The 22,803-nt window shown below is 55.4% G+C and carries 20 protein-coding genes; 15 read left to right on the top strand and 5 right to left on the bottom strand.

The genetic code is table 11. The annotated features are described in order from the left end of the window. Positions 1-88 precede the first annotated feature (88 nt). The 3 genes from gdhA to trxA form a co-directional block, all read right to left on the bottom strand. A complete protein-coding gene (gene gdhA, locus IE156_RS02385) occupies positions 89-1,429 on the bottom strand; it encodes an NADP-specific glutamate dehydrogenase (protein ID WP_189390877.1) in 1,341 nt (446 codons plus the stop codon). Between the two features lie 141 nt (positions 1,430-1,570). Further along, complete coding sequence (gene rho, locus IE156_RS02380; RefSeq protein ID WP_189390876.1) at positions 1,571-2,827, bottom strand: transcription termination factor Rho; 1,257 nt, start codon at positions 2,825-2,827, stop codon at positions 1,571-1,573. A gap of 69 nt (positions 2,828-2,896) precedes the next feature. Further along, on the bottom strand, positions 2,897-3,223 hold the full coding sequence (trxA, locus tag IE156_RS02375) for a thioredoxin TrxA (RefSeq protein WP_189390875.1): 327 nt from the start codon (positions 3,221-3,223) through the stop codon (positions 2,897-2,899). A 234-nt stretch (positions 3,224-3,457) separates the two neighbouring features. On the opposite strand from trxA, the gene IE156_RS02370 reads away from it, so the two are divergent. From IE156_RS02370 to IE156_RS02330, 9 genes are all read left to right on the top strand, one after another. Then, complete coding sequence (locus IE156_RS02370) at positions 3,458-5,419, top strand: DNA topoisomerase IV subunit B (protein WP_189390874.1); 1,962 nt, start codon at positions 3,458-3,460, stop codon at positions 5,417-5,419. Positions 5,420-5,439: 20 nt separating this feature from the next. After that, positions 5,440-7,749 (top strand): DNA topoisomerase IV subunit A, encoded by a 2,310-nt coding sequence (gene parC, locus IE156_RS02365; protein ID WP_189390873.1) that lies wholly within the window; start codon positions 5,440-5,442, stop codon positions 7,747-7,749. A 61-nt stretch (positions 7,750-7,810) separates the two neighbouring features. Further along, a complete protein-coding gene (locus IE156_RS02360; RefSeq protein ID WP_189390872.1) occupies positions 7,811-8,845 on the top strand; it encodes a CDP-6-deoxy-delta-3,4-glucoseen reductase in 1,035 nt (344 codons plus the stop codon). Positions 8,846-8,882: 37 nt separating this feature from the next. Next, positions 8,883-10,136, top strand: a complete 1,254-nt coding sequence (locus IE156_RS02355; RefSeq protein WP_189390871.1) for a D-amino acid dehydrogenase — start codon at positions 8,883-8,885, stop codon at positions 10,134-10,136. A 7-nt stretch (positions 10,137-10,143) separates the two neighbouring features. Beyond that, entirely contained in the window at positions 10,144-11,457 is a 1,314-nt protein-coding gene (locus IE156_RS02350) for an extracellular solute-binding protein (protein ID WP_189390870.1), read from the top strand. A 104-nt stretch (positions 11,458-11,561) separates the two neighbouring features. Beyond that, positions 11,562-12,380 (top strand): TcpQ domain-containing protein, encoded by an 819-nt coding sequence (locus IE156_RS02345; protein ID WP_189390869.1) that lies wholly within the window; start codon positions 11,562-11,564, stop codon positions 12,378-12,380. Next, entirely contained in the window at positions 12,377-12,949 is a 573-nt protein-coding gene (locus tag IE156_RS02340) for a hypothetical protein (protein ID WP_189390868.1), read from the top strand. Before IE156_RS02345 ends, IE156_RS02340 begins: the two co-directional genes overlap by 4 nt. Continuing rightward, complete coding sequence (locus IE156_RS02335; RefSeq protein WP_189390867.1) at positions 12,946-14,379, top strand: hypothetical protein; 1,434 nt, start codon at positions 12,946-12,948, stop codon at positions 14,377-14,379. The genes IE156_RS02340 and IE156_RS02335 overlap by 4 nt, the downstream gene beginning before the upstream one ends. After that, the gene (locus IE156_RS02330; protein ID WP_189390866.1) at positions 14,324-14,842 is read left to right on the top strand and encodes a hypothetical protein; all 519 of its coding nucleotides are present in this window, start codon (positions 14,324-14,326) and stop codon (positions 14,840-14,842) included. The genes IE156_RS02335 and IE156_RS02330 overlap by 56 nt, the downstream gene beginning before the upstream one ends. 162 nt (positions 14,843-15,004) lie before the next feature. Here the strand turns inward: IE156_RS02330 and IE156_RS02325 are convergent, their stop codons facing one another. Then, the gene (locus IE156_RS02325; protein WP_189390865.1) at positions 15,005-16,234 is read right to left on the bottom strand and encodes a urate hydroxylase PuuD; all 1,230 of its coding nucleotides are present in this window, start codon (positions 16,232-16,234) and stop codon (positions 15,005-15,007) included. Between the two features lie 58 nt (positions 16,235-16,292). Then, entirely contained in the window at positions 16,293-16,646 is a 354-nt protein-coding gene (gene uraH / locus IE156_RS02320; RefSeq protein WP_189390864.1) for a hydroxyisourate hydrolase, read from the bottom strand. 205 nt (positions 16,647-16,851) lie between these two features. Between uraH and IE156_RS02315 the strand changes: the two genes are divergently transcribed. The 6 genes from IE156_RS02315 (at position 16,852) to rimM (ending at position 22,753) form a co-directional block, all read left to right on the top strand. Next, positions 16,852-17,607, top strand: coding sequence for a GntR family transcriptional regulator (locus IE156_RS02315; protein WP_189390863.1), 756 nt, complete (start codon positions 16,852-16,854; stop codon positions 17,605-17,607). Positions 17,608-17,618: 11 nt separating this feature from the next. Continuing rightward, positions 17,619-18,551: an allantoinase PuuE gene (puuE, locus tag IE156_RS02310; protein WP_189390862.1), complete on the top strand. Its 933-nt coding sequence runs from the start codon at positions 17,619-17,621 to the stop codon at positions 18,549-18,551. A 284-nt stretch (positions 18,552-18,835) separates the two neighbouring features. Continuing rightward, the gene (gene alaS, locus IE156_RS02305) at positions 18,836-21,463 is read left to right on the top strand and encodes an alanine--tRNA ligase (protein WP_189390861.1); all 2,628 of its coding nucleotides are present in this window, start codon (positions 18,836-18,838) and stop codon (positions 21,461-21,463) included. Further along, positions 21,463-21,717 (top strand): sulfurtransferase TusA family protein, encoded by a 255-nt coding sequence (locus tag IE156_RS02300; protein ID WP_189390860.1) that lies wholly within the window; start codon positions 21,463-21,465, stop codon positions 21,715-21,717. The genes alaS and IE156_RS02300 overlap by 1 nt, the downstream gene beginning before the upstream one ends. A 143-nt stretch (positions 21,718-21,860) precedes the next feature. Continuing rightward, positions 21,861-22,121, top strand: coding sequence for a 30S ribosomal protein S16 (gene rpsP, locus IE156_RS02295; RefSeq protein WP_189390859.1), 261 nt, complete (start codon positions 21,861-21,863; stop codon positions 22,119-22,121). Positions 22,122-22,153: 32 nt separating this feature from the next. Further along, positions 22,154-22,753, top strand: a complete 600-nt coding sequence (gene rimM / locus IE156_RS02290) for a ribosome maturation factor RimM (RefSeq protein ID WP_189390858.1) — start codon at positions 22,154-22,156, stop codon at positions 22,751-22,753. Positions 22,754-22,803 lie beyond the last annotated feature (50 nt).

Raw genomic sequence — 22,803 nt, 5'->3', positions numbered from 1 at the left:
ATCGCTTTCTGCATTTTCCTCAAGTAAAGAGGAATAAAAAAAACCGCCTTGTGGGCGGTTTTTTTGACTACTGAGCAAGGCGCAAAACTTAATAAACACCTTGATGACGCATGGCATTGGCGACTTTGACAAAGCCGGCAATATTAGCGCCGTTAACGTAGTGGATGAAGTCGCTTTCTTGACCATAGTTCACACAATTTTCGTGGATGTCACGCATGATGGAGTGCAGCTTTGCGTCAACTTGTTCGCGTGTCCAGCTTAAACGCTGGGCGTTTTGGCTCATTTCCAGACCGGATACGGCTACACCGCCCGCATTGCTGGCTTTGCCTGGGGCATACAAGATCTTGGCGTGGATAAAAGCATCAACCGCATCGAGCGTGCTGGGCATATTGGCGCCTTCAGCAACGCAACGCACACCATTTTTGATCAGGATCTCGGCATCTTTGCCATCCAGCTCGTTTTGGGTTGCGCAAGGCAGAGCGATGTCCACAGGGACGTGCCAAGGACGTTTGCCTTCTTCAAAGAGCAAGCCGTGTTCTTTGGCGTAATCCACCAGACGACCACGTTGCACATTTTTAACGTGCATCAGGGAAGCCAGTTTTTCGCGGGTAAAGCCATCCATGTCCACCACGCAACCTTGCGAGTCGGAAACGGTGACTACTTTCGCGCCCAGATCCAGGCATTTTTCAATGGCGTATTGAGCCACATTGCCCGAGCCGGAAACCGAGACTGTCATGCCATCAAAGGACAAGCCTTTGCGAGCCAACATTTCTTGTGCGAAATATACGGTGCCATATCCGGTGGCCTCAGGACGAATCAGACTGCCGCCAAAGCACAAGTCTTTACCGGTGAAGACACTGGCTGCATTGTTGGAGAGCTTTTTCATCATGCCAGCCATAAAGCCGACTTCACGCGCGCCCACGCCGATATCACCTGCAGGAACGTCTGTGTCTGGACCCAGATGACGGTACAGCTCAATCATCAGAGCCTGGCAAAAGCGCATCACTTCGCCGTCTGATTTGCCCTTGGGATCAAAATCCGAGCCACCTTTGCCGCCGCCCATAGGCAGAGTCGTCAAGGCGTTTTTGAACGTTTGTTCAAAGGCCAGGAATTTCAAAATGGACAGATTCACGGAAGGGTGAAAGCGCATGCCGCCCTTGAAAGGACCGATGGCATTGCTGTGCTGAATGCGAAAACCGCGATTAACCTGAACCTGACCGCGATCGTCTACCCAGGAAATACGAAACTGGATAGCGCGTTCGGGTTCAACCAGACGTTCGAGCAGACCATGATCGGCGTACTGGGGGTTTTTCTCGATGAAGGGCCACAAGCTGGTCATCACTTCTCGTACGGCCTGCATGAATTCAGGCTGATGAGGGTCGCGGGACTGCACTCGGGCTAGGAACTGTTCTAGAGAGATAGGTTTCATTGCAAGCGAACTCTGTTTGCAATACTGAGATTTCGAGTAGAACTCAGCAGATTGAAAGAATGGATGCATGGGAATGCACCCGATCATACGCCCATCGCAAGCAAGCCTCTCGTATAGAGAGGCTTGCGCAGGATGTTCGATTTACTTCTTCATCATGTCGAAGAATTCGGAGTTGGTCTTGGTAGCCCGGATTTTGTCCAGGATAAACTCCATGGATTCAATTTCATCCATCCCATGGATGAACTTGCGCAGAACCCAGACCTTTTGTAGAAGGTCTGGCTTGATCAGCAACTCTTCACGACGGGTACCTGATTTGTTCAGGTTGATGGCAGGGTAAATACGTTTCTCGGCCAGACGGCGTTCCAGATGGATTTCGCAGTTGCCGGTGCCTTTAAATTCTTCATAGATGACTTCGTCCATACGGCTGCCGGTTTCGATCAGGGCAGTACCGATGATGGTCAAAGAACCACCTTCTTCCAGATTACGGGCAGCGCCAAAAAAGCGTTTGGGGCGCTGCAGGGCGTTGGCGTCTACACCCCCGGTCAATACCTTGCCAGAAGCAGGGACCACGGTGTTGTAAGCGCGAGCCAGACGGGTGATGGAGTCGAGCAGAATCACCACGTCTTTTTTCATTTCAACCAGGCGTTTTGCCTTTTCGATCACCATCTCAGCCACTTGGACGTGACGAGTCGCTGGCTCATCGAAGGTGGAGGCCACCACTTCGCCGCGCACGGTGCGCTGCATTTCGGTTACTTCCTCGGGGCGTTCATCCACCAGCAGAACAATCATGGTGGCTTCGGGGTAATTGGTCGTGATGGCGTGGGCCATGTGCTGCATCATCACGGTTTTACCCGATTTGGGGCTGGCTACGATCAGGGCGCGCTGGCCCTTACCAATTGGCGAGAAGATATCCAGGATACGACCTGTGATGTTTTCTTCGCTTTTGATGTCGCGCTCCAGGCGCATGGGCTGATCAGGATGCAGAGGCGTCAGGTTCTCAAACATGATGCGATGTTTGATCGCCTCGGGCTGCATGCTGTTAACTTTGTCTACCTTGACCAGGGCAAAGTAGCGCTCGCCGTCTTTAGGAGTGCGCACTTCACCTTCAATCGAGTCGCCCGTATGCAGATTGAAGCGACGAATCTGTGAGGGAGAGATGTAAATATCGTCTGTGCTGGCCAGGTAGGAGGTTTCTGGCGAACGCAGAAAACCGAAACCGTCTGGCAAGACTTCAAGCACCCCGTCGCCGAAAATCTGCTCGCCTTTTTTGGCGTGCTTTTTCATGATGGCGAACATCAGCTCTTGCTTGCGCAAGCGGTTCGCATTGTCGATTTCCAGAGTGGCAGCCATTTCTAGCAGCTGCGAGACGTGCAGAGCTTTTAATTCGTTCAGGTGCATGGGTGTGGGGAAGGGCTTTCAGCAGCAGACCGCAGGCCAGCAAAGGGCCTGCGTGCGGTTAATCAGAGATTACAGGGAGCTGTCGAGAAACGCGCTAAGTTGGGACTTGGAAAGTGCACCGACTTTAGTTTCGGCCACTTTGCCGTCTTTAAACAGCATGAGCGTTGGAATACCGCGAACACCATATTGAGCAGGCGTGTCGGGATTTTCATCGACGTTGAGCTTAGCGATGATAACACGACCTTGGTATTGTTCGGCAGCCTCGTCAAGCAAAGGAGCAATCATTTTACAGGGACCGCACCAGGCAGCCCAGTAATCGACCAGAACAGGAAGGTCGGCTTGGAGGACGTCAGACTCGAAAGAGGCGTCCGTAACGTGTTTGATGAAGTCGCTCATGGCAAGATGCAAAAAAAATGAAGGATAACGAAAAACTATACGTGTGGCGTGACCTGAGCACAATGTATTCTACGGCCAATTGTGATGGTCTTGTTGCCAATTTTTGACAGGATACCATTGCCTCTGGCTGAGAAAGTGCATTCGCTGCGCAACGCGCGCCAATAAAGCGTTTCCCCACTGTTGCCTAACCACTCGTAAAATAGCGTTTTTCTGTACGATCTACCGGGAATCAAGTTGTCTACTACACGTTACGACGAATCTTCTATACGGGTGCTCAAAGGGCTGGAACCGGTCCGTCAGCGCCCGGCCATGTATACCCGCACGGATAACCCCTTGCACATTGTGCAAGAGGTCATCGATAACGCGGCCGATGAAGCCCTGGCGGGTTTTGCCCGTACCTTGACGGTGACTTTGCTGGAGGACGGCGGCATACAGGTCGAGGACGATGGGCGCGGTATTCCCGTCGGCTTGCACCCTGAAGAGAATGCGCCGGTGGTGGAGCTGGTCTTTACCCGCCTGCATGCGGGGGGCAAGTTCGACAAGCTCAATGGTGGGGCCTACGCCTTTTCCGGCGGTTTGCATGGGGTGGGTGTGTCCGTGACCAACGCCTTGTCACGCCGCCTGGAGGTGCTGGTATGGCGCGATGGGCAGGCCAATGAAATTGTGTTTGCCGACGGCGAGCTGGAACAGCCTCTGGCCCAAACCGGGACGGTTGCCAAACGCAAGACCGGCACCCGTGTACGGGTCTGGCCGGACCCCAAGTATTTTGACTCGCCCCAGATTCCCCTGGCTCAACTGACGCATATCCTGCATAGCAAAGCGGTGTTGCTGGAAGGGGTGACCGTGGAGCTGGTGCAGCAAAAAACCGGCCAGCGCCAGCAGTGGTGTTATCAGGACGGTTTGCGCGGCTACCTCCAGGAGGAAATGGAGGGCGTGGAACTGTTGGTGCCTCTGTTTGAAGGCCGCCAGTATGCCCCGCAAGATGATGATAATTTCTCCCCGGGTGAAGGGGCCCATTGGGTTGTGGCCTGGACTCTGGACTCCGGTATTACGCGTGAGTCCTACGTCAACCTGATTCCGACCAGTGCTGGTGGCACACATGAGTCGGGTTTGCGCGATGGCCTGTATCAAGCCGTGCGCAGCTTTGCCGAACTGCACAGCCTGATCCCTAAAGGCGTCAAACTGCAGGCCGAGGACGTATTTGCCCGGGCCAGTTTTGTCTTGTCGGCCAAAGTGCTGGACCCGCAATTTCAGGGGCAGATCAAGGAAAAGCTCAATAGCCGCGATGCGGTGCGCCTGGTCAGTGGCTATGTGCGCAATGCGCTGGAGCTGCATTTGCATGCCAATGTGGACCAGGGCCGCAAGCTGGCTGAAGTGGCGGTCCGTCAGGCCCAGGCCCGTACTCGTTCGGCGCAGAAAGTGGAGAAACGCAAAAGCTCAGGCGTGGCCGTATTGCCGGGCAAGCTGACGGATTGCGAGTCCCACGATCTGGAAAACTCCGAACTGTTTCTGGTCGAGGGTGACTCGGCAGGCGGCTCGGCCAAAATGGGCCGCGACAAGGAGTTTCAGGCCATTTTGCCCCTGCGCGGCAAGGTCTTGAATGCTTGGGAAGTGGACCGTGATCGACTGTTTGCCAACCAGGAAATTCATGATATTTCCGTGGCTGTCGGTGTGGACCCTCATGATGCACAGTCCGAACCCGATTTGTCGGGTTTGCGCTACGGCCGCATCTGCATCTTGTCCGATGCGGACGTGGACGGCTCGCACATTCAGGTGTTGTTGCTGACCTTGTTTTTCCGCCATTTCCCCAAACTGATCGAGGCTGGCCACGTCTATGTCGCCCGTCCTCCCTTGTTCCGCGTGGACGTGCCCGCCGCTGGCAAACGCCCAGCCCGCAAAATTTACTGTCTGGATCAGGGCGAGCTGGACGCAACCCTGGAAAAGCTGCGCAACGAAGGGATACGCAACGAATCCTGGAGCATCAGCCGCTTTAAAGGTCTGGGCGAAATGAGCGCGGAGCAGTTGTGGGATACCACCATGAACCCGGATACCCGTCGTCTGTTGCCCGTGCATTGGGGCGAAGATGGCTTGGATGGCACGCACGCCATGTTCACCATGCTGATGGGTAAGGGCGAAGCTTCGGCGCGCCGTGCCTGGTTGGAAGAAAAAGGCAATTTGGCCGATTTGGACGTCTGAGCCCGACTTAAGAGTTATTTATGGATAGCAATCAATTGGATTTTGAACCGGCGGGATCGGACGATAGCATCACGCTGGCCACCTACGCAGAACAGGCTTATCTGGATTACGCTGTCTCGGTGGTGCGCGGGCGCGCTTTGCCCGACCTGACCGACGGCCAGAAGCCCGTACAGCGCCGCATCCTGTACGCCATGGACGCCATGGGTCTGGGGCCTACCGCTAAACCTGTCAAATCCGCCCGTGTAGTGGGGGATGTGCTGGGTAAGTATCACCCGCACAGTGACCAGGCGGCCTATGACGCCATGGTACGTATGGCGCAGGACTTTGTGCTGCGCTACCCACTGGTGGACGGGCAGGGTAACTTCGGTTCCCGTGACGGCGATAATGCCGCGGCCATGCGTTATACGGAAGCACGCCTGACGCCGTTCTCGCGCCTGCTGCTCGACGAGCTGGACGAAGGCACGGTGGACTTTGTTCCTAACTACGATGGCAGCCAGAAGGAGCCTGTGGCTCTGCCGGCACGTTTGCCCATCATGTTGCTGAATGGTGCCTCGGGGATTGCCGTAGGGATGGCGACGGAGATCCCGTCCCACAACCTGCGCGAAGTAGCCCAGGCCTGCGTCAGCCTGTTGCGTAATCCCAACCTGAGCGATCAGGAGCTGTACGAGATTGTTCCAGGTCCGGATTTCGCCGGTGGTGGTCAGATTATTTCTTCCGCGGCGGATATTGCTGCGGTGTATGCGCAAGGCCGGGGCTCCATCAAGACTCGTGCCCGCTGGGTATTCGAGGAAATGGCGCGTGGCCAGTGGCAATTGGTGGTGACGGAATTGCCCCCAGGCAGCTCTTCCCAGCAAATTCTGGAAGAGATCGAAGAGCGTACCAACCCCAAGGTTAAAGCGGGCAAGAAGACCCTGAGCACTGAGCAGCAGCAAACCAAAGCCTTGATGCTGAACATGCTGGATGCCGTACGCGACGAGTCCGGCAAGCAAGCTGCGGTGCGTCTGGTGTTTGAGCCTAAGTCTCGCGCTATTGACCGCGACGAGTTTGTGACGACACTGCTGACACAGACCAGTCTGGAGCGCGGTGCTTCTATCAATCTGGTGTGTATCGACGTCGATGGCCGTCCCGGCCAACGTTCTTTGCGTCAGGTTTTATTGAGCTGGCTGGATTTCCGTCGTCATACGATGGAGCGTCGCACCCGTTACCGTCTGGATAAAGTCACCGATCGCATTCATGTGCTGCAAGGGCGCATGGTGGTGTACTTGAATGTGGATGAAGTGATCCAGACCATTCGCGAGTCCGACGAGCCTCGTGCCGCCTTGATGGAACGCTTTAATCTTAGTGAGCGTCAGGCTGACGATATTCTGGAAATGCGCTTGCGCCAGCTGGCACGTCTGGAAGGCTTCAAGATCGAGAAAGAGCTCAAAGAGCGCCTGGATGAGCAAGAGGCCTTGCAAAAGCTGCTGGACGATCCGAAAGCCTTGAAACGCTTGATGATTCGTGAAATTGAGGCCGACGCTAAAACCTATGGGGATGAGCGCCGTACCCTGATTGAGGCCGCAGAACGTGCCGTGCTGGAAACTAAAGTGGTCGACGAGCCCGTCACCGTGATTGTGTCTCGTAAAGGGTGGCTGCGTTCACGCCAGGGTCATGGTCATGATGCTACGCAGTTCAGCTTCAAGACGGGTGACGACTTGCGCGACTCGCTGGAGTGCCGTAGCACCACGGATTTAGTGGCGATTGGTACCGATGGCCGGGTCTATACTGTGCCGGTTTCCAGCTTGCCTTCAGCCCGTGGGGATGGTCAGCCCATTACCTCCATGATTGAAGTCAGCCCTAGCGCGCCTATCGAACATATTCTGGCTGCGCCTCTGGAGCAAAACTACTTGCTGGCCGCGTGTGATGGTTACGGCTTTGTGGCCTCTCAAGGGGACATGAATACGCGCCAGAAAGCGGGCAAGCAGTTTGTCACCATCGAAGAAGGCAAAACGCTGCTCAAACCTCTGGCTTTGCGCCCGGACGACCAGTATGTCGGCCTGCTCAGCGAGCAAGGGCGTTTCCTGGTGGTGGATATCAAAGAGTTGAAGGTGCTCTCCAAAGGGGGGCGCGGCACCGTGCTGATCAAGTTGAATGAGGACGACAATTTAAGTCAGTGGGTGGCCTTCGGCGAAGCAGGTCTGGCAGTCAGCGGGGTGAACCGCAAGCGTCCGTCCACGGTCGTGATGGATCTGGATATGCTGGCTAATTACCTGGGCAAGCGGGCGGGCAAGGGCAAAACCTTGTCGCTCAAGCTGAGCGACCCTGTCTTGCATCGGCCTGAAGAATCCTGAGTGTTGATTGACGCCGGAGGCTGGCCCTCCGCCTGATAGATTTCTTTTTTGAGTGTGGGATATGAGTTTCAAAGTCACGGTTCAGCCCAGCGGGCACAGTTTCGAGGTGCAGCCTGGGCAGTCTGTCCTGGATGGTGCGCTGAATGCAGGGATTGTGTTGCCCTACAGTTGCCGTAATGGCACCTGTTCGTCTTGCCGCGGCAAGGTCATTGAAGGTGAGTACGATGCAGGTCGTGCGCCCGAGCAGCTGCTGAGTGAAGACGACCGTGCGGCGGGCTATACCTTGTTTTGTCAGGCCAAACCCAGCAGCGATATGCTGATTGAGTCCCATGAAATCCGCATGGCCACTGACATCCAGATTCGTAAAATGCCTTCGCGCGTGGTGGGTCTGGAGAAAGTGCGTGATGATGTGATGGTAGTACGCCTGCAAATGCCATCCTCCGAGCCTTTCCGCTACTATCCCGGTCAGTATCTGGAATTCATTCTGAAAGATGGCAGCCGTCGCAGCTATTCCATGGCCACACCGCCACGGGAAGACAATCAGGTTGAACTGCACATCCGCCACATGCCGGGCGGTGTGTTTACCGACCATGTATTTGGTGCCGGTGCCACCGCCATGAAAGAGCGTGAAATCCTGCGAGTAGAAGCCCCCTTGGGTTCATTCTTCTTGCGTGAGGATAGTGCGGCGCCAATGGTGTTTCTGGCTAGCGGTACTGGCTTTGCTCCGGTCAAGGCCTTGATCGAGCGCCTGATTCAAACCGGCAGCCAGCGTGAAGTCGCTTTGTACTGGGGCGGTCGTCGACCCAAGGACCTTTACCAGTCGGACCTGGCCGAGCAGTGGGCTGGCGAACTGCCTAATCTGCGTTTCATTCCTGTCATCTCTGACGCCCAACCCGAGGATTGCTGGACCGGTCGCACTGGTTTTGTGCATCAGGCGGTACTGGCTGATTTGCCTGATCTGTCCGCGTGGCAGGTGTATGCCTGTGGTGCGCCGGGTATGGTGGAGGCGGCGCGCAAGGATTTTGTGGAGCAGGCCCAACTGAATCCCGATCATTATTTTGCAGATGCCTTTACGTCTCTGGCAGACGTAAAGTAAGTGTCTTGATCAATAGCTCAACAAGCGGACAGTACACATGAAAGTAGCAGTTCTGGGCAGCGGCATTATTGGGGTATCAACTGCCTGGTGGCTGAGCCAGCAAGGTTGTGAGGTGGTGGTCGTGGATCGGGGAACCGGGCCCGCGCAGGAGACCTCGCGCGCCAATGGCGGACAAATCTCGGTGTCTTATGCCGAGCCCTGGGCCAACCCGAAAATGCCGTTCAAACTGCTGAAATGGTTACTGCAGGACGATGCTCCTTTGCTGTTTCGTCCGCGTCTGGACCTGCGCCAATGGCGTTGGTGTCTGTCTTTTCTGCGTGAGTGTTTGCCGGGCCGGGTAGCGCCCAATGTGCGTGCTTTGGTGGCCATGGCCGAATACAGTCGCAGCACGCTCAAGCAACTGCGTCCTAGTCTGGATTTTGATTATCGCCATCAGGAAAAGGGCATCATTACCTTTTATCGTGATGCCCAAAGCTTGGACGATTCCCAGCAAATGGCGGATGTCATGCGCGATATGGGCGTGGACCGGCGCATCATGAGTCTGGATGAATTAGTGCAGATCGAGCCTGCACTGGCTACAGCCCGCGATCAGATTGTGGGCGGTGACTACACCAAAGACGATGAGTCCGGTGACGCCAACCAATTTACCTGCGGTTTGGCAGCCATGGCTGAGCGGGCCGGGGTAGAGTTCCGCTTTTCTACTCAGATCACCCGTTTGCTGACGGCCAAGGGGCGGGTCGTAGGGGTAGAGGTGATAGGGCCCGATGGTGCTTACGAGTCGGTGCAGGCCGATGCCTTCGTCGTGGCCATGGGCAGTTTCAGTCCCGCCCTTTTGCAGCCGCTGGGTATTTCTTGCCCGGTTTATCCGGCCAAAGGCTATTCGGCCACCTTCCCGGTGCTGGTGCCTGAGGGGGCGCCCACCGTCAGCTTGACGGATAAAGACAGTAAGCTGGTTTTTTCTCGCCTGGGCGACAGCCTGCGCGTGGCGGGAACGGCTGAGCTGTCAGGTTACTCCCGCAGTTTGAACCCTGCCCGTTGTCAGGCTTTGTTAACCCATGTCGCAGATTTGTTCCCAAGCGCATTGGATTTTGATAATGTTCATTTCTGGTCAGGATTACGTCCTGCCACAGCATCAAATGTCCCACTGATAGGCCGTTCTTCCATTCCCAACCTATACCTGAATACGGGACATGGCCCCTTGGGCTGGACGATGGGCATCGGCTCCGGCCGAGCCTTGGCTGACCTGGTCATGGGACGCCAACCCGAACCTGAATTTCCTTTTTTATCTTGAAGGATGTATGAAAAATCTACGCGGATTACTGTTGAAACGTGGTGTTATGGCTTTGGCGATGGCAGCGGGTGGCTCAGCCGCTTTGCTGTTTGGGTCCACTGCCCTGGCAGCCGTTGATATTCAGGTCTGGACCGCTTTGAACTCGCACAATCAGGACGAGTTTGAAAGCTTGGTTCGGGATTTCAATCGTAGCCAGAAAGACGTCAAAGTGACGGTCAAGGCGCATGATACTGAAGCCTCTTTGGATCAGGTCATGCAAGCGGGCAAAGACTTGCCCAATCTGGTGCAGTTAGGTGAGATGTCCGGTCTGGATGAGGTCGCTGACCGCCCCTACATCTTGCCCATGCACACCTTGCTGGCGCGGGAAAAAATGGACAATGTGTCCTGGTTCCTGGCCTCGAATTCGTTTGTGCGCAGCGGCCGCGGGCAACTGCAAGGTTTCCCCTTCATGGCGGAAATCCCGGTTATGTACTACAACCTGGACGCCTTTGCTAAAGCCAAGATTGAACCGGCTGTTCCTAGCCGTGTCTGGCTGGACTTGCAGGCCCAACTGGTGGATCTGGCCAATAATGGGTCGCGCCGTTGTCCTTTGACCTCTGACCAGTCTGTCTCTATCAATCTGGAGAACCTGGCTGCGGTCAATAATCAGATCTATGGTCTGGCCCCCGGTGCCCAAGTCAAAGGCAAAGTCGGTTTTGATTTTGACGTCATGTATATCCGCCATTTGTCCATGATGATCAGCTGGGTGAAATCCGAGTTGATGGTCAAGCCAGGCACCTTGCCTGAATCACCCCAGCGTTTTGCCAAGGGGGAGTGCGCGGTCATGTTCTCGAACTCCGGCCATATTGGCGAATATAGCGACACGCGTGGCTTGAAGTACGCCGTGACTGGCCTGCCGTACTACCCCGAAGTGACCCAGACTCCCGGTAAACCGTTTGTGACCGGTTCTGCCTTATGGGCGCTTAAAGGTCATAATGCCGAGCAGAATCAGGCGTCGGCCCGTTTCGTCAATTGGTTGGCTCAGCCTGAAAACGCAGCGCGCTGGTATCAGAAAACCGGTTTCTTGCCTGTCAGCCGCGAGGCCTTTAACGCGACCGGTAGCGATTACTACAAGGACAAGGGCGACTGGATGCACTTGGTAGGTGCGTACAGCAGCGGTGCATCGGGTACCGCTAAAGGTAATTTCCGCAATTACCGCCAGATTCGTGCCGTGTTCAACCAGAGTCTGGAAAGTGCGCTGGATGGCCAACAGCCTGCCATGACAGCCTTGCGTACAGCCGCGACTGAAGCCAACCGTCTGGTGGCCCAGAAAGGACGCTGATTTATCGCTGCGTATAAGCCGATCTAGCGCCATGCGCTGGCATCACTGAAGATAAACCCCATGCCCTCTCCAGGGGCGTGGGGTTTTTTCTTTGGGTGCCTGTGATGCTTTGTTTTGTCCGTTTCAGCGTGTTGGTGATGTGTTGGCTCGGGCTGTCTGCCTGCCAGACCACTCAAGGCCCCGATGGCCTGTTGGCTGACCCTGGCACCCGTGTCTTTAACTTTGACTGGCGCCTGTCCGGTGACCCGCAGGTCGGCCCCTTGCAGGTTTTTGATAACGGGACCCGTACTTGGCTGCATTTTGCCCCGGAGCAGATTTTGCCGGCTGTTTTCGGACGACGGAATGGGCAGGAAACACTGTTGTCCTTAAAGCCATCCGGGCAGTTTCAGCTTATCGATGGTCTATGGACGGAATTGCTGTTCCGGGCGGGGCGTGCACAGGCGCAGGCAAGCCAAAGTTTAAAGCAGGGTGGAAGAGGCAGAGAACAAGCTGAGTCCGGGCTGATACCCGTGCTTGATCGAGAGAAGGGTGAAGCCCCTGCGGAGTTAACGCCAGCGTCCACGTTCCAGGCGACCACGGGCCTGCTACCAGTGCATGCCTCTGCCTTTGGGGATCAGCCGCAGGAGCTATCTTTTTTTGAGCTGCGTTTGAAGGATAAGACGCTGAGACAAGCGCTGATTCGCTGGGCTAAACAAGCGAAATGGATATTTGACTCTGAGCATTGGACCTTGGACGTTGATTTCCCCATTCAGGCTGCTGCTCGCTTTGAGGGGGGCTTTGAGTCCGCTGTGGCTCAGCTGTTGGCGGCAGCCCAACTGAATGCTCATCCTTTGCAAGCCTGTTTTTATTCCAATCAGGTGCTACGAGTTCTAGCTGGGCCGCAAACCTGTGATCCAGGGGTACAGAAGCAGGAAGGCGTATGAAATACCTCGTTTTGCCGCTTCTTGTTTCGATAACGGCTTGTGCCGTACAACCCACCACTCGTCATCTGGATCGTCCGTGGCTTGACAAGGCCATCCCACTGGATAAGACAGGACTGCAGTTCGGGCTGGCTACACAGTCTGTCGATAAGCCGTGGCTGGTGGGGGCCGCCGTGCCCTTAAAAAAACCGACTGTGTGGCCAGCGGCACTGCGTTCTACGCAAACTTTTAGTTTTTCTTTGGAAGAGCCTTTACCCAATTTGGATGAGCTGGCGCGCCGTCTGTCCCTCTTGTCCGACTTGGCTGTCTTTGTCAGCCCGCAGGCTCGTTTGCCGCCAACTCACGTTCGATCGAATCTGCAGACACCGGGGCTTGTCGATGAATCAGCCCAGCGTGGGGGTGTGATTCTGGAGCAACTGCGTTTGCCAGATTTACTCCATCAAATTGCAACGGTATACGGCCTGAGTTGGCGTTATCAACAAGGCCGTCTTGAGCTCTACCGCAGCGAAGCGCAGCCCTTTCCTTTGCCGGTTGATGTGGCACCAATGCCTGTCAGCAGGAGTTCACCATGAGCTCCCGCCCCGTTCAAAGAGAGTATTGGTTTGGTCTGCAATGGGCGAACGCTGGGCAGGGCTCACGGCGGGCTCAGAAGCAGCAAGCGGCGCAATCGTATTGGACTTGTTCTATCGGTGCTGACGCACAGGCGGTGGGGTGGGTACAAAATGGCTGGCTTAAAGCCAGGCAGGTTCATTCGGTATTGCGCTTGGCCCAGGAAGGCCCCACACGACGCAGACTGGCGGGGATTCAGGCCTATTCCGCAGCAGCCTGTCTGGCAGCCCACCACCCTCAAGAGAGGATTTTTCTTTTATGGACAGTGGCTCCGAAGTGCTTATGGTTTCTGGTACTGGATCAAGGCTTGGTGGTGGAGGGGAGCGATTGCCTGCTGGCTCAGGTCGGGCAGGTGCAGGCATTGCGTCAAGCGATGCAAGAGCGCTATCCAAGCATCCGGGAACTGCGGCAGCCCGATGATTTATGGGTATGTCTGGAACAGGGCAGACGTCCTCATGGTGGTTTGCGCCAGCAGACACGCAGGCGTGTCTGGCGATTCAAGAAGCTCTCTGTTCATCTGCTTGTTTCGACCTTATTGGTGGTGGCTGCGCTATGGGGAATATTGTCGGCGGATTTGATGGGGCAGTTAACTACCCGTGTGTCGGATCAGGGCCCAATATCAACTCCTGTGGAGTTAGCTTCCAGGAGTGCGCTTTCAGTGCTGGGATTGCTGGAAGAACTGCCCTATCAGGGCGTCAATTGGCAGTTGCAGCAAGTTGATTGTCAGCGCCGGTCCGCTGATTGGGAGTGCCAGGCGCCGTACGGGTTTGAGGACGTGCAGAGCTTCAGTCTGGCCATGCAAAGTCAGATTCGGGCATCCAGTGTGCTTGAGTTCTCGGGCCAGGGGCAGGCCACCCTGCAAGTTCGACGAGTCTATCAGGACTTGCCTGCTACTTCAGTGGCGGGGCTGAAACTGGGGGATCGGCGGTATGCCCAGACTGGGCTTCTTGCGATAGATGCCGTGTTGAATGAAGGCGAGGTCAATGCCGATGCGGAACAAGCAGACTTCTTGCAGCCAGCTGCTTTGTTCGCTGAGTTAGAGGCTTTGCGACCCGCGTTTATGCGCTTTTCACTGGCTCAAGCACGGCCTGTTGAATCCGGTGATGTCGATGAATCAGCTGGAGTCGGCAGGTGGCACCGATCCTGGCGCAGCCAATCCCCATTGCGTTCGGCCTATCTGCTGGCTGCGCAATTACCTGATCTGCAATGGGACAGGCTCCGGTTGGCCTTGAACTCACAGGCTTATCCCTCGCTGCTGGGCAGCACTTTTATTGTGGAGTTGGAAGGCGATGTTTATGAACAGGAAGATCTGGACGAGGCTGCTCGTGCCAAGGTGTTTGAGCACTCTGTCTGGTCTGATGCTGATGCTGACTACTCCGGCTCAAGCGACTGAAACCGTGGTGTCCCTTGTGCGCGATATGTTGCTTTTGGAGGCCGAGCAGGCCCGTCAGAATATGTCGACCTGTACACCAGCCACGACACGTGGCGAGGAGAGCGACACAGCGCAGATTGCTGAGTCCCGGAGCAAAGCGCTCACAGCCGTGTCCTCGCTCGAGCTAAAGGCTATCTATGGGCGCGATACCCGACTGCTGGCTGAGGTACGGCAGGGTCAGCGTCTACTGGTGTTTCAGCAAGGGCAACTGTGGCCAATTGGGCGTGATCGTGATCAGCATATGCGTTTGTTGTCTTTGAGCAATCGTTGCATAGAGCTGGAGATAGGGCAGGTGCAACAGCAGACTGAAAGTCAGGGTCAGGGTCAGGGTCAGGGTCAGGGTCAGACGCCGGCCTTGGCTAACACTGCGCCCAGGTCTGAACAACTGCCTCCTCAAACGATCAAGCTCTGCCTGGCTTCCTGATGTCGGGGCGTGCCTTCGCCCGCTTTGTTCGTTTCGTCCTGGAGGGTCGAGAGGAAATCGTGCCGCCTAGCACCCATAAAAAACCCCGACATGGTTTTCACCATATCGGGGTCAGGGACTACGGAGCTTATTGCTCAAGCAGGTATGACACCTTCTTGTGCATTAATCGCGCTTGCCGCTCCAGGCTGCTATATCGGCACGCTCTTCATCAGTCATTTGGGTCATATTGCCCAAAGGCATGTACTTGGAATGCACAACGGTTTTGACTTGGTCTGCATGTAAGACAGTGTTGTCGATGGTATCGAGCAACATGCCAGACGGGGCAGCAGTAAAGCCGAAATCCGCATTGGGCTTGACGGCGTGACACTGCACACATCGAGCATCCATAATTTCCTGAATGCGCGCCACACTGACGGTTTCGGTCGTACTACCACTGGCTTGAGTGCCAGCATCACCCTTCAGGTTGGCGGGGGCGGCAAGCCAACCCACGATCAGCAGCAGGACCACACCCGCAGCGGGATAGGCCGGCTTTTTGATACCAGCGTGCATCAAGACAAAATATTGACGGATCAGGGCACCAGCGAAAATGAACAGCACCATGATGATCCACGCATTCGGATTGTTATACGTGAACGAATAGTGGTTGCTCAGCATCAACAGCAAGACGGGCAGCGTGAAGTAGGTATTGTGTACCGAGCGCTGTTTACCGCGTTTGCCATCCAGAGGGTTAGGCGCCTCGCCTGCTTTCAGTGCTTTGACCATGCGGCGTTGGCCGGGAATGATCCAGAAAAACACGTTAGCCGACATGCTGGTGGCCATGACGGCACCGGTCAGCAAGAACGCTGCGCGACCCGAGAAGATGTGGGTGCTCAGGTAAGCGACTACAACCATCATGATGGCAACGGCAATGCTCAGCAGCCCGTCACGGTTCATATTGGGGCTGATCAGACGACACAGGCCGTTATAAACCACCCAACCCAGAGCCAGGAAGGCCAGGGCCATGACGTTGGCTTGGGTGCCGCTCATTTGGGCGGCCCATTCCCAGGGACTATTAGGGTTGACCAGGTAGAACTCGGGCTTGGTCAGATAGAGCAGGGCAAACAGGAAGAAACCGGACAGCCAGGTGGTGTAGGACTTCCAGAATGACCAGTGCAGGTCATTAGGAAGTTCAGCCGGGTTGGTCAGGTATTTCTGGCTGTGATAGAAGCCGCCGCCGTGGACAGCCCACATCTCGCCGAATACACCGCGTTTTTTGCTTTCTTCGCCTTTAGGGGGCTTTAAGCCATTGTCCAGCATCACAAAGTAGATGGACTCGCCAATCCAGGCGACAGCGGCGATGACGTGCAGCCAGCGCAGCAGCAGGTTGCCGTACTCAAGTAGGTAAGCGTACATAAAGATCTCGTATCAGAGTGGTTTCGTATAGAAGCGAAAAGTCGACTTGGATACGCGATCAGCTGCCGCGATAGGTAGACCAGGACCAGGGGGTCACGACCAGGGGTACGTGGTAGTTGGCATTGGCATCAGCGATACCAAAGCGAATGCCCACCTGATCCACAAAGCTGGGCTCAGGTACGGCCACGCCATTGGCTGCAAAGTAAGCGCCTGCATGGAAAACCAGTTCAAAAACGCCCGTGTGCATGGCCTCGCCTTGCAGCAAAGGCTCATCACAGCGACCGTCGCTATTGGTGTGAGTCGTTTTGATCAGAGTGCGTTGATCGTTTTCGATTGTGTATAGATCGACGCGTACGCCGCTGGCTGGGCGACCTTGAGTCGTGTCAAGGACGTGGGTTGATAGCTTTCCCATAAATGTCTCCGGTTTATGGTGATCAAAAAAGGTCCAGCGAGCCCAGTTTTGAGAACCGGCCGGGGGCCAGCGGTGCAAGGATCAGTGCGCTGGGTTGAGGCCCCGAAATCATCGCTCTGTTTGAGGAATCAGATTGTCGACAATTTATGTTGACGATTTTGTCGGGGTACCGAATAATTGTCAATAGTCAATAACGAGAAATTCTATGCTTCAGATACGGCGGCAAGAGGGGACGACGAGCGAATCCCAAGCGCCAAGCGCCTCCTCGCTGCTAGAGGGTGGTTTGGCAGATACTGAGGTTGGGCGTGTATATAGCCAAATCTTCGATGCGGTCGTTGATCGGCGTCTCTTGCCTGGAACCAAACTGACGGAAGCGACGCTGTGCACCATTTTCGAGTGTTCGCGAGCAACCGTACGTGCCGCTTTGGCGGCCCTTGAGCATGACAAGATTGTGGTGATCGAACCCAATCGCGGCGCTTTTATCTGGAAACCTACAGCCAAGCAGACACGAGATGTGTTCGAACTGCGGCGCGATCTGGAAGCGCTGATCCTGAAAAAGTTAATCAGTTATCCCGATCTGCCAGAGCGTCTGGCCGGCCTGTATGAACTGGTGGAGCGAGAGCAACTCGCGTTTGAACAGGGTGATCGCATCAGCTGGTTGCGCCTGTCCAATGCATTTCACGTGATGCTGGCGCGTTGTGCAGGAAATGACGAGCTGACCGAGCTGATGCACACCCTGTGTGCGCGCACCACGCTCATCATTGCCTATCACGATACACCGGGCGAACAAGCCTGCTCGTTCTACGAGCACAAAGAGATTTTGGACAAGCTTAGCCAGGGCGATGCCGACGGTGCGCATCTGGCTATGCATCATCACTTAAGTGATTGTGAACATCGCATGAGCGAGGCGGGTGATGGCAGTGCTGCCGATCCTTGGCTGGCACTCAGCGTAAAACGCTAAACGGAGACGGTATGTCCTTGAGTAAGTACCCTCGTGACCTGATTGGTTACGGTAAAAACGCGCCCCATGCACAATGGCCTGACCGGGCGCGCATTGCGGTGCAGTTTGTTTTGAACTATGAAGAAGGCGGCGAGAACTGCGTCTTGCACGGTGATCCGGGCTCCGAGCAGTTTCTGTCCGAAATCATTGGTGCCGCGGCTTATCCCGACCGTCACCTGTCCATGGAATCCATCTATGAGTACGGCTCGCGTGCCGGAGTTTGGCGGATTCTCAAGGAATTTGAAAAGCGCGGTTTGCCCATGACCGTGTTTGGTGTGGGCATGGCGCTGGAACGCCATCCCGAGTTGGCTCAAGAATTTGTCCGCCTGGGTCACGAGATCGCTTGTCACGGTTACCGCTGGATTCATTACCAGAACGTGTCCGAAGAGGTGGAGCGCGAGCATATGCGTCAGTGCGTAAAAGTGCTGACGGACTTGGTGGGCCATCATCCCGAGGGCTGGTATACCGGCCGCGACAGCCCCAACACTTTGCGTCTGGTGGCTGAAGAGGGCCAGTTCCTGTACAGCTCCGATTACTACGGCGACGACCTGCCTTTCTGGGCCGAAGTCCCGATGAGCGACGAGAGCATCAAGCCTCAGCTGATCGTGCCTTACACCCTGGACAGCAACGATATGCGTTTTGCGGCTCCGCAAGGCTTCAACACAGGCGATCATTTCTTCTCCTACCTGAAAGACGCGTTTGACGTGCTGTACGAAGAGGGTGAAGAAGCCCCCAAGATGCTGTCCATCGGCCTGCATTGCCGTCTGATTGGCCGCCCAGGTCGCTTCCGTGCCTTGCAGCGCTTCCTGGATTACGTGCAATCGCACGAGCGCGTCTGGGTGTGCCGCCGTGTGGATATTGCTCGCCATTGGGCCGAGCATCATCCCTATCAGCCCAAGGCTTGATCGGCCCCAGACCAGGGTCTACGCATCCTGGTCTGTCATGGCAGCATCCTGCAATCCAGGCTGTGTGGCTCACGTTCCGACTCTCCGGGGTCGGAATTGTTGTTTCTGCCCGCTGAAAACAGTACTATTTGACGCTTACGCAGCCGCTCGTACAGGGAGTGTGGCGTCCGGGCTTCTCACTGCTATGCCGGGGCGGCAGGTGTTGTGCCAGCGCAGCGCGCGCATGGGCTGCAAGGCTGATCGTCTTATAATAGGCAGTTAAATTTTCCATCGCGTTGCATGTAATGAAAACCTCAGAAATTCGTCAGAAGTTTCTTTCTTTTTTTGAATCCAAGGGACACCACATCGTTTCCTCGGCTTCGTTGGTTCCAGGTAATGACCCCACCTTGCTGTTCACTAACGCAGGGATGGTGCAGTTCAAAGATGTGTTCACGGGTAAAGAAACCCGCCCCTACAACCGTGCAACCAGCTCGCAGCGCTGTGTCCGTGCCGGTGGTAAGCACAATGACCTGGAAAACGTGGGCTATACCGCCCGCCACCATACCTTTTTTGAAATGCTGGGCAACTTCAGCTTTGGCGATTACTTCAAGCAAGACGCCATTCGCTATGCCTGGGAACTGCTGACGACTGTCTACCAACTGCCTGCAGAAAAACTCTGGGTCACCGTTTATCAAGAAGATGACGAAGCCTACGATATCTGGGCCTCGGAAATTGGTGTGCCCAAAGAGCGCATCATCCGTATTGGTGACAAGGGCGGCGTACGCTACAACTCGGACAACTTCTGGCAGATGGCCGATACCGGCCCCTGTGGTCCTTGCTCGGAAATTTTCTACGATCACGGTGCAGACGTTTGGGGTGGCCCTCCCGGATCGCCCGAAGAAGACGGCGACCGTTACATCGAAGTATGGAACCTGGTGTTCATGCAGTTCGAACGCTCTGCGGATGGCTCCATGACGCCGCTGCCCAAGCCGTGTGTGGATACGGGCATGGGTCTGGAGCGTATTTCGGCTGTGTTGCAGCATGTGCACTCCAACTACGAAATCGACCTGTTCCAGTCCCTGATTCATGCCGCCGCGCGTGAAACCAAGACTAACGACCTGAGCAATAACTCACTCAAGGTTATTGCTGACCATATCCGTGCCTGCAGCTTTTTGATCATTGACGGGGTCATCCCCAGCAATGAAGGCCGTGGCTATGTGTTGCGCCGTATTATTCGCCGTGCCTTGCGGCACGGCCACAAGCTGGGTCAGAAGGGTTTGTTCTTCTACCGTTTGGTTCAGGATCTGGGCCAAGCCATGGGTGAAGCGTATCCCGAGCTGATTCAGCAACGCGAACGTATTGAACAAGTGCTGCGTCAGGAAGAAGAGCGCTTTAGCGAAACGCTGGAAAACGGCATGCGCATTCTGGAAGGGGCCTTGGCCGCTTTGCCAGCGAGCGCCAAGCTGGACGGCCAGACGCTGTTCACCTTGTACGACACCTACGGTTTTCCGGTGGATCTGACGGCTGACATCTGCCGTGAGCGCGGTATTGAGGTTGATCTGGATGGTTTTGAAGTGGCCATGGAAAACCAGCGTCAGATGGCGCGGGCATCCGGCAAATTCAAAACAGCTGAAGGCCTGAGCTACTCCGGTGTGCAGACCCGTTTTGACGGTTACACCACCTTGGAAGGTAAGGGCACGGTCACGGCGTTGTATGTGGACGGTACGTCCGTTCAATCCGTGGCTCAGGGCCAGCAAGCCGTTGTGGTTCTGGATGCCACGCCTTTCTATGCCGAGTCTGGTGGTCAGGTTGGTGATGCCGGTATCTTAAGTGGCGATAATGGTCTGTCCTTTGACGTTCAGGACACTCAGAAAATTTCCAATCAGGTTTTTGGTCACCAAGGCGTGTTGAGCGCTGGCACCTTAAGCGTTGGTCAAACCGTTCAGGCCCAAGTAGATACCGAGCGTCGTGATCGCGTGATCCGTAACCACTCGGCCACCCACTTGATGCACAAAGCGCTGCGTCAGGTATTGGGTTCTCATGTTCAACAGCGTGGTTCGCTGGTTGATGCCGAAAAGACACGTTTTGACTTTGCGCACGATGCCGCCATGTCGGCCGAGCAAATTGCTCAGGTTGAGGCCATTGTGAATGATCAGGTCCTGGCGAACCAAGCTGTACAGGCTCAGCTGATGTCTTTTGATGATGCCGTCAGCGGTGGTGCCATGGCCTTGTTTGGCGAAAAGTACGGCGATGAAGTGCGCGTACTGGATATTGGGTTTTCGCGAGAGCTGTGCGGTGGTACCCACGTTCAGCGCACGGGCGATATTGGTTTGTTCAAGATTGTCTCTGAAGGTGGTGTTGCCGCTGGCGTGCGTCGTATTGAGGCCATTACTGGCATCAATAGTCTGCACTGGGTGCAGGCCCAGGAGCGTCTGCTTAATGAGGCCTCTGCCAGTCTGCGGACCCAGCCTGAAGGTTTGGCTGCCCGTATCAGTGCCTTGCAAAGCCAGGTCAAGGATCTGGAGCGTGAACGTGAGCAAATGCAGTCCAAGTTGGCCGCGTCTGCAGGCCAAGATCTGCTGGCTCAGGCTGTGCCTTTGAATGACAGCAGCCGCTTGCTGGTGGCCACGCTGCAAGGTGTGGAAGCCAAAGCCTTGCGTGAAATGGCGGATCAGTTGAAGAACAAGCTGCAGTCTGCTGTGATCTTGCTGTCCATCGTTGCCGACGGCAAAGTCAGCCTCGTGGCGGGCGTAACGCCCGATCTGACCTCCAAGGTCAAGGCAGGTGATCTGGTGGGCTTTGTGGCCTCGCAAATGGGCGGTAAGGGCGGTGGTCGTCCTGACATGGCCATGGGCGGTGGTAATGATGCCAGCGTCTTGCCACAGGCCAATGCCTCGGTCCAGGCCTGGGTTGAAAGCAAGCTGGGTGCATAATGACAGCCCCGCAAACTGGTGCTTTGCCCAATAGCGACCTGCAGGTTGATGCCAGTGGGCTGAAATGCCCGCTGCCTATTTTGCGTGCCAAGAAGGCCTTGGCACAGTTGGAATCTGGACAGGTCCTGCTGGTTATTACAACCGACCAGCACGCTGTGCAGGATTTTCAGGCTTTTTGTCGCCAAACAGGCAATGAATTGTTGGTTCAAGAGCCTGAAGCTGAAAAAACTCTGCATTTTTTACGCCGTCGTTAAGCCGACGGCGGTAGAATACTGCTTTGTATGTTGCGTATCTAGCACTGAATCTGCTATCTTTGCGTGTTGCTTTTGGCATGCATGCCGGAATAGTGCTAGAATTTTTTGTTTACCGTTTACCTTACACAATAAAGGGATTATCAATGGTGGTAATTCGCTTGGCCCGTGGTGGCTCCAAAAAGCGTCCTTTTTACAACGTAGTAGCCGCCGAGGCGCGTGAACGCCGTGATGGTCGCTTCATCGAACGTTTAGGTTTTTACAATCCAGTTGCTGGCGAAGGTCATGAAAACCTGCGTCTGCAAATGGATCGTGTAAAGCACTTCACCGACAACGGTGCTCAGGTTTCGCCTGCTGTGGCTCGCCTGTTGAAAGAATACTCGGCTAAGGTCGCTTCGGCTGCCTAAGTTGATTCACCTGTTTTTTTGTAGCGTTTAGTGTGAAGCAATCCACGATTCCTGCTGACCTTGTTGAGCTTGGTCGTATTGTTTCCGCCTATGGTGTGCGTGGTTGGGTGAAAATCCAGCCGCATTCTATGCAGACCCAAGCGCTACTGAATACAAAAACATGGTGGTTAAAAACGCCCCGGCCTGAAGCTCAGGCGGGCGTTTTTGCGTCTGCGTCACCCAGACAGATACAAACGGCGAAGCAGCATGGTGCAACCATTGTGGCGCAGTTTGAAGGTTTAGATAATCGAGAGCTGGCTCATGCTCTTAAGGGGCAGACTGTTTCGGTCTCCCGCGCCGCTTTTCCCAAAGCGGACGAAGATGAATTTTATTGGGTCGATCTAATCGGCTGCCGTTTCTTTGGCGAGCAGGATGGCCAGTCGGTGTGCGTGGGTGAAGTGGTGGAAGTACTGGATAACAGTGCTCAGTCCATCCTGGTCGTGCATCGTGGTTCCTGGAGTGCCGAGGGTGTCTTTACACCCGAAAAAGATGAGCAGGGCAGGCCGCTGGAAGAGCTGGTCCCCTTTGTGCAAGCTATTGTGCATTCGGTGGATTTGCCTGCGCGCGAGCTGCATAGCCACTGGTCGGTTTGATCGTTTCAATCAGATGGTCTGAAGCCAGCAGCTCCCCAGCGGATTGCTGC

Origin of the sequence: Alcaligenes pakistanensis (genome assembly GCF_014652815.1) — a bacterium.
GTDB classification, from domain to species: domain Bacteria; phylum Pseudomonadota; class Gammaproteobacteria; order Burkholderiales; family Burkholderiaceae_B; genus Alcaligenes; species Alcaligenes pakistanensis.
This window is presented reverse-complemented; position numbering and strand designations above follow the sequence as displayed.